General features: G+C 70.8%; 6 protein-coding genes. 4 read left to right on the top strand and 2 right to left on the bottom strand.

Annotated features, from left to right (window positions below):
- Nucleotides 1-117: 117 nt before the first annotated feature.
- Nucleotides 118-1,083, top strand: a complete 966-nt coding sequence (locus FNH05_RS27325; protein ID WP_144591647.1) for a pirin family protein — start codon at nt 118-120, stop codon at nt 1,081-1,083.
- Nucleotides 1,084-1,172: 89 nt separating this feature from the next.
- Entirely contained in the window at nt 1,173-2,909 is a 1,737-nt protein-coding gene (locus tag FNH05_RS27320; protein ID WP_144591645.1) for a pyruvate dehydrogenase, read from the top strand.
- Here FNH05_RS27320 and FNH05_RS27315 read toward each other — a convergent pair.
- Nucleotides 2,886-3,485: a TetR/AcrR family transcriptional regulator gene (locus FNH05_RS27315; RefSeq protein WP_144591643.1), complete on the bottom strand. Its 600-nt coding sequence runs from the start codon at nt 3,483-3,485 to the stop codon at nt 2,886-2,888. The two genes, FNH05_RS27320 and FNH05_RS27315, sit on opposite strands and share 24 nt — an antisense overlap.
- A gap of 107 nt (nt 3,486-3,592) precedes the next feature.
- Between FNH05_RS27315 and FNH05_RS27310 the strand changes: the two genes are divergently transcribed.
- Complete coding sequence (locus FNH05_RS27310; RefSeq protein WP_144591641.1) at nt 3,593-5,587, top strand: fatty acid desaturase; 1,995 nt, start codon at nt 3,593-3,595, stop codon at nt 5,585-5,587.
- On the opposite strand, the gene FNH05_RS27305 is transcribed toward FNH05_RS27310, so the two are convergent.
- Nucleotides 5,575-6,483, bottom strand: coding sequence for a LysR family transcriptional regulator (locus tag FNH05_RS27305; RefSeq protein ID WP_144591639.1), 909 nt, complete (start codon nt 6,481-6,483; stop codon nt 5,575-5,577). The genes FNH05_RS27310 and FNH05_RS27305 overlap by 13 nt on opposite strands.
- Nucleotides 6,484-6,553: 70 nt before the next feature.
- Between FNH05_RS27305 and FNH05_RS27300 the strand changes: the two genes are divergently transcribed.
- On the top strand, nt 6,554-7,273 hold the full coding sequence (locus FNH05_RS27300; protein ID WP_144591637.1) for an SDR family oxidoreductase: 720 nt from the start codon (nt 6,554-6,556) through the stop codon (nt 7,271-7,273).
- Nucleotides 7,274-7,433: the final 160 nt, after the last annotated feature.

The raw sequence follows: 7,433 nt of genomic DNA, 5'->3' as shown, positions 1-7,433 counted from the left end.
CTTCACGGCTTTCTCCGGAACATTCGTGCGCGTCTCCCCGATGCTGGGGAATGCTCGCGGCCCGGGTAACGTTTTGCGTGGAAGATGTTGAGCGTCGAACTACCTGAGGAGATCGCGATGCCAGCCATCACCGCCGACGTCCTGACCCTGCCGCGAGTCGCCGAACCCGATCCCACCGCCGCCGAGCGCCCGGTGCGCGCGGTCACCACCGCCCCCAGCGGCTACGAGGGCGAGGGCTTCCCGGTGCGCCGCGCCTTCGCGGGCGTCTCCAGCGCGGCGCTCGACCCGTTCATCCACATGGACCAGATGGGCGAAGTCGAGTACGCGCCCGGCGAGCCGAAGGGCACGCCATGGCATCCGCACCGCGGGTTCGAAACCGTGACCTACATGCTCGACGGCGTGTTCGAACACGCCGACTCCCACGGTGGCGGCGGTCTGATCACCAACGGCGACACGCAGTGGATGACCGCCGGTTCCGGGATTCTGCACATCGAGAAGCCGCCGGAGCACCTGGTGGTCTCCGGCGGGCTGTTCCACGGTGTGCAACTGTGGGTCAACCTTCCCAGGGCGAGCAAGTTCACCGCGCCCCGCTACCAGGACATCCGGGCCAAGCAGGCGAAACTGCTGTCCTCCTCCGACGGGGGCGCGCTGCTGCGGGTGATCGCGGGCGAACTCGGCGGCCACGAGGGTCCCGGTTCGACCTACACCCCGATCACGATGATCCACGCGACCGTCAGCCCGGGGGCCCGGCTGCGGGTGCCCTGGCGTGAGGACTTCAACGCGCTGGGCTACGTGCTGGCGGGCACCGGCACGGTCGGCGCCGACGACCGCCCGATCCACAAAGGACAGCTCGCGGTGTTCGGTGCCGGAGGCGCGCTGACCTTCGCCGCCGCCACCCGCCAGCCGGTGGCCGAGCCGGACCTCGAGGTGCTGCTCCTCGGCGGCCTGCCGATCCGCGAACCGGTGGTGCAGTACGGCCCGTTCGTGATGAACACCCGCGAAGAGGTCGTCAAGGCCTTCGAGGACTACCAGGCAGGACGCTTCGGCGTGATCCCCGCCGAACACCTCCCCCACACCGACTGAGCGCACCGGCGGGAAATCCCCGCGCTGCGGGCAGGCCGTGCCGCCACCACAATCGAACGAGGTGATCGCGTTCGGAGGGGAGGCCAGGGATGGCGCGCACGGTCGCCGAGCAGTTCGTGCAGGTCCTCGTGCAGGCCGGGGTTTCGCGGATCTACGGGGTGGTGGGCGACAGCCTCAACCCGGTCGTCGACGCGATCCGCCGCACCCGCGGCATCGAGTGGGTGCACGTGCGCAACGAGGAGGCGGGGGCGTTCGCGGCCGCCGCGGAGGCCCAGCTGACCGGGCGGCTCGCGGTGTGCGCGGGCAGTTGCGGCCCCGGCAACACGCATCTGGTGCAGGGCCTCTACGACGCGCACCGCTCGGGGGCGCCGGTGCTGGCGCTGGCCTCGCACATCCCGTCCAGCCAGATCGGCACCGGCTTCTTCCAGGAAACCCATCCGGAGCGGCTGTTCGTGGACTGCAGCGGCTACTGCGAACAGATCATCGACGCCGGTCAGATGCCGCGCGTGCTGCGCGTCGCCATCCAGCGCGCGCTCTCCGGCGGCGGGGTCTCGGTGCTCGTCCTGCCGGGCGACATCGCCCACCGGGAGGCGGGCAATCCCACGGGTACCGGCGATTTCGTGACCGAACGGGGCATCCTCGTCCCGCCGGAGAGCCAGGTCGACGCGCTCGCCGGGGCGCTCAACAGCGCCCGTACCGTCATGCTGTTCTGCGGGGCAGGGGTCGCCGGTGCCCACGAGGAGGTGCTGCGGCTGGCCGGACGTCTGCACGCGCCGGTCGGGCATTCCTTGCGGGGCAAGGAATGGATCCAGTTCGGCAATCCCTACGACGTGGGCATGAGCGGCCTGCTCGGTTACGGTGCCTGCTACCGGGCGATGCACGAGGCGGAGCTGCTGGTCCTTCTGGGTACCGATTTCCCCTACGATGCCTTCCTGCCGCAGGCCCGCACCGTCCAGATCGACCACGACGCGAGCCGGCTGGGCCGCCGCACCCCGCTCGTGCTCGGGGTGCACGGGGACGTGCGGGAAACCCTGCGCGCGGTGCTTCCCCGGGTGGAACAGAAGCCGGATCGCGACTTCCTCGACGGGATGCTCACCGAACACCTGCGTTCACTGGAGGGCGTGGTGGACGCCTACACCCGCAACGTCGAGCGGCACGTGCCCCTTCACCCGGAATACGTCGCCGACGTTCTCGACCAGCTCGCCGCCGACGATGCGGTGTTCACTGTGGACACCGGGATGTGCAACGTGTGGGCGGCCCGCTACCTCACTCCCAACGGCAGGCGCCGGGTGATCGGCTCGTTCCTGCACGGCAGCATGGCCAACGCGCTGCCGCACGCGATCGGCGCCCAGTTCGCCTTCCCCGGCCGCCAGGTGATCTCGATGTCCGGCGACGGCGGCCTCGGCATGCTGCTGGGCGAACTGCTCACCGTCCGCCTGCACGACCTGCCGATCAAGATCGTCGTCTTCGACAACTCCTCGCTGGGCATGGTCAAACTCGAAATGCTGGTGGACGGCCTGCCCGACTACCAGACCGACCACCGCGCGGTGGACTACGCGGCGATCGCGCGCGCCGCCGGGCTGCACGCGCTGCGGGTGACCGATCCGGCCGGGGTGCGCGAGGCGCTCGCCGAGGCGCTGGCCCACCCGGGACCTTCGCTGGTCGACGTCGTCACCGATCCGAACGCGCTGTCGATCCCGCCGCACGTCACCACCGCGCAGGTGAGGGGTTTCGCGCTGGCGGCGGGCAAGGTGGTGCTCACCGGCGGGGTGGGCAGGATGATCGAGCTGGCGCGGTCGAACCTACGGAACATCCCCCGCCGCTGAGGAGACCGGAGGCGCCTGAAGTGCCCCGCGCACGACCCAGATGGCCTGCGCGACGGCGTGTTCTATCGGCCCCGAGGGCTGGGTGAGGTGGCTCAGCGTGAGCCGGACGACCACTTCGACGAGGGTGGCCAGGCAGTCCGGTGACAGGCCCGCGTCCGCGTAGAGCGTACGGGCGTGGAAGAACACGGTTTCCACCGCGCGCGCGAGCACCGGCTCCGGATTGGTGGTGAGCAGGGGGAGCAGGTCCTCCTCCCCCACGTGGGGGGCGCCGAGCACGGCTTTGAGCAGTGGGTCGTCGGCCGCGGCTCGCAGTACGTAATCGACCGCCGCCCCGATGCCCGCGGCCGCGTCGGCCCCGTGGGCGTGCAGGTGTTCGACGACGCCCGCGAGGAAGCGATCGGCGTGCCTGCCGATGATGGCCTTGGCCAGCACGTCCCTGGCCCCGATCTCCTTGTACACCATCTGCCTGCTGACCCCGACGCGGCGGGCGAGCTGCGACATGGTGACCCGGTCCCAGCCGTGGTTGCAGATCAGCTCCACACCGGCGTCCAGGATCCGTTCACGGAGCGTGCCCATGGGCGCCAGCGTACAGCGCCGGGCGACCGGGCAAAGTGGTTGACAATCAAGCCTGTTTTGTCAACCATTACTCCGGTTGGCCGCACGCGATCGGACAAGGTGGTTTGATGGGCGTACCAGTGCTGAGCGAGCCGGAATCCCTGGCCGTGCGCCGGGGCGTCCCGGACCCCGGAGTGGCGCTGCCCCGCGTCAGCCTCCCGACGACCGCCCTGTTCGGCGCCTCCCTCGCCGGGTGGGCCGTGGCGACCTGGCTGGTGCTCGGCGCCTCGGCCGCGCCCTGGCTGACGATCCCGCTGCACACGCTGGTCACCTTCACCATGTTCACCGTGCTCCACGAGGCGAGCCACCACGCGGCGGGCCGGGCGCGGCACGTCAACGGCGTGCTGGGCAGGCTCGCGATGCCCTTCGTCGCCTGCTACGCGGGATTCGGCATGATCCGGTACCTGCACCTGGAACACCACCGCAACACCAACGAAGCGCTCGACGCCGATCCGGATGCCTGGACCAGTCACGGCCCGTGGTGGCAGTGGCCGTTGCGCTGGCTGACCATCGACTTCTGGTACGCGCGTTTCTATCTGCGCAGGGCTCGCCGGCGCCCCCCGGCGGAGGTCGCCGAGGCGTTCTCCGCGCTGGTCCTGACCGCGGTGGGCGTGACCTTCGCGATCGTCACCGGGCACCTGTGGCAGCTCGCGGTGATCTACCTGATCCCGCAACGCCTCGGGCTCGGCGTGCTCGCCTGGTGGTTCGACTGGCTGCCGCACCACGGCCTGCCGGAAACCGCCGCGCAGAACCGTTTCCGCGCCACCCGGATGCGCGTCGGGCTGGAGTGGCTGCTGACTCCGGTACTGCTGTACCAGAACTACCACCTGGTGCACCATCTGCACCCGGCGATCCCGTTCTACCGCTACCTGCAGGCCTGGCGCCGCAACGAAGAATCCTATTTGGACCGTGAGGTGCCGATCTCCACCGCGTGGGGACGGGAGCTGACCCCCTCCGAATACCGCGCGTGGCGGCGGATCACCGGTTCCTACCGGCCGGGCGCGGCCGGTGACCGGACGACCTTCCACGAGCTCAAGGTCGCCGAGGTGCGCCCGCTGACCGCGGACAGCGTTTCGATCGGCTTCGCCGTGCCCGCGGAACTGGCCGCGCACTTCCGGTTCACCCCGGGCCAGCACGTGACCGTGCGGAAGGTGCTCGACGGCCGGGAGATCCGCCGGACCTACTCGCTGTGCACCGCCGCCACCTCGGAAGTGGTCCGGATCGCGGTGAAGCGGGTACCCGGCGGCGTGATGTCGGATTTCCTGACCACCGGGCTGCGGGCGGGCGACCGCCTCGAGGTGCTGCCGCCCGCGGGCCGGTTCACGCTCGAAGGAGCGCCGGGACGCCACTACGGCGCCATCGCCGCGGGCAGCGGCATAACCCCTGTCATCTCGATGCTGAGCACCGTGCTCACCGTCCACGGCACCGCGCGGTTCACGCTGCTCTACGGGAACCGCTCGGCGGAGACGACGATGTTCTCCGACGAACTGAGCATGCTCGCGCGGCGGTTCGAGGGGCGCCTGCGGATCCTGCACTTCCGGAGCGAACCCGACGGTGGGACCGGCACCGGTACCGGCTTCGAGGAGTACCTGCCGGGCCGGATCGACTCCGCCCGGCTCTCCTCACTCGTGTCCGATCGTTTGTTCGATGTGGACAGCTGGTACCTGTGCGGACCACAGGAGCTGGTCGAGAACGCCCGTGAAGTGCTTCAGGAGGAGCAGCACACCAACGTCCACTTCGAACTGTTCCACGCCACCACGCGTCCGCCCATCGCCACCACGGCCACCCCCTGCGTGATCACCGCGACGGTGCGGGGCACCCTGGCGACGGCGTCGGGCACCGGCACCGAGTCCGTGCTGGAATCGCTGTTGAGGGCCGATGTGGACGTCCCCTACGGCTGCCTCGGCGGCGCCTGCGGCACCTGCCGGGCCAAGCTGCTCCAGGGACGGGGTGAGCACGAGCAGAACCACGTACTGTCCGAAGAGGACCTCGCCGACGGTTACGTGCTCACCTGCCAGCTCCGCCCCGCCAGCGCCCGGCTCGACCTCGACTACGACGCCTGATCGAGCCGGGCGCGGACGTGGTCGGGCAGCACGCAGATCGTTTCGGCCAGCAGGTCGGCGAAGGCCGCGGTGAGCGCGTCCGGCCTGCTCCGGGTGTAGGCGGCGAGCCTGCGGGTCACGGGCGGATCGGGACGCACGACGTGACCGTCGAACTGCGGCGGTAGCAGGTTCGCCGGCACCAGCGCGGGCCCGATCCCCGCCTCGGCCAGCAGGGGTGCCGCCGCGGTCTGCTCCGTGCGGATCGCCACCCTGGGCTGGAAACCGGCCTGGGCGCAGGCCGCGTCGAGGACCTCGGCGAGCCCGTTGCCCGGGGCGTAGTGCACCCAGCCCGCCCCGGCCAGCTCGCTCAGGGCGAGCCGGGACGCGGGCGGCGGAGAGGTGGCGGGCAGGACCACGACGAACTCCTCCACCCCGAGTTCCCGGATCGGCCCCGTCCACTGGTCCGGGACCGGCCCGACGGCCAGATCCGCCTCCCCCGCCAGCATCGCTTCGGCCAGTTCGGCGGTGTGCCGGTGTTCGTGCAACCGCACCTGGATCTCCGGATGGCGCCGTCGCCAGGCCCGCAGCACCGGGGGCAGCACCCCGAGCGTGACCGAGTAGACGGTGGCCACCTCCAGTTCCCCGGCTTCGAGGCCGCCCGCCTGCCGGGCCGCGCACCGCGCGCGCTCGGCGTCGGCCAGTGCGGCCTGGGCGTGCGGCAGCATCGCCCGCCCCATGGGCGTGAGGCGGACCGAGCGCGGCAGGCGTTCCAGGAGCGGACCGCCGACGGCGTGTTCGAGCGCGCGGATCTGGTGCGACAGCGCGGGCTGCGTCACGTGCAACAGCTCGGCCGCCCGGGTGAACGACCCCTCGGCCACGACCGTGACGAGGTACTCCAGCTGCCGCAAGGTTGTCATGAGCACAGTTTATGGCCACGTCAAGAAACTTGACTTGGACTTATCGGCCGGCGGGCCGGAGGCTCGGGTCATGACTCTTTCCCTGACCGGCCGTCGCCTGATCATCATCGGCGCCGGCTCCCACACCGGCCGCCTGCTCGCCCGTACCGCCGCCGCCGAGGGCGCCGAACTCGTGCTCGCCGGACCCGACCCGCGCAAGCTCGAATGGACCGCGGGCGAGATCTCCTCCCCCGTCACGGTCGCCCCGGTCGACCTCGCCGACGAGGAGTCGATCGCCGGGCTCGCCGCCAAGGCGGGCCGGTTCGACCACCTGGTCTCCACCGCCGCGATGCCCGCCAACGGGCCCGTGGCCGAACTCGACCTCGCCGCGGTGCAGCGCGCCTTCTCCGCCAAGGTGATCGGGCCGCTGCTGCTCGCCAAGCACCTCGCCGGGCAGGTGGCCGAGGACGGCTCGTTCACGTTCTTCTCCGGGGTCGCCGCCTGGCGCCCGTCGCCCGGCCGCGCGGTCATGGCGACCGCCAACGGCGCACTGGCCTTCCTGGTGGAGGCGCTGGCCGTGGAACTGGCACCGGTGCGGGTCAACGCGATCTCGCCCGGGATCGTCGACTCCGGCGCCTGGGACAAACTGGGGGCGGACAAGCAGGGGTTCCTGCGCGCGACCGCGGCGAAGAACCCGGCGCGGCGCGTCGGCAGCACCGAAGACCTGGTGCGCGCCGTGCTGTTCGCGCTCACCAGCCCGTTCGTCACCGGGACCGTGCTGCACGTCGACGGCGGCGGCCGCCTCGTCTGATCCGCTTATGTCCCACCCCAAGCCGTGAAGGGTCCCTAATGGGGTGTGTTCGGGCTGGTTTGGCAGGCTCGGATGTGGTGGCTGCTGGTGGGTGAGCACTTGTGGGTCCCGGGTTTGTTGAGATCTTCGTGAAGACCGTGCCCCTACTGGTGGTGGAAGA

The sequence above is a fragment of the Amycolatopsis rhizosphaerae genome, from assembly GCF_007713715.1.
Lineage (GTDB): Bacteria > Actinomycetota > Actinomycetes > Mycobacteriales > Pseudonocardiaceae > Amycolatopsis_E > Amycolatopsis_E rhizosphaerae.
The sequence above is the reverse complement of the archived record's forward strand: the minus strand, read 5'-3'. Positions and strand labels throughout refer to the sequence as shown.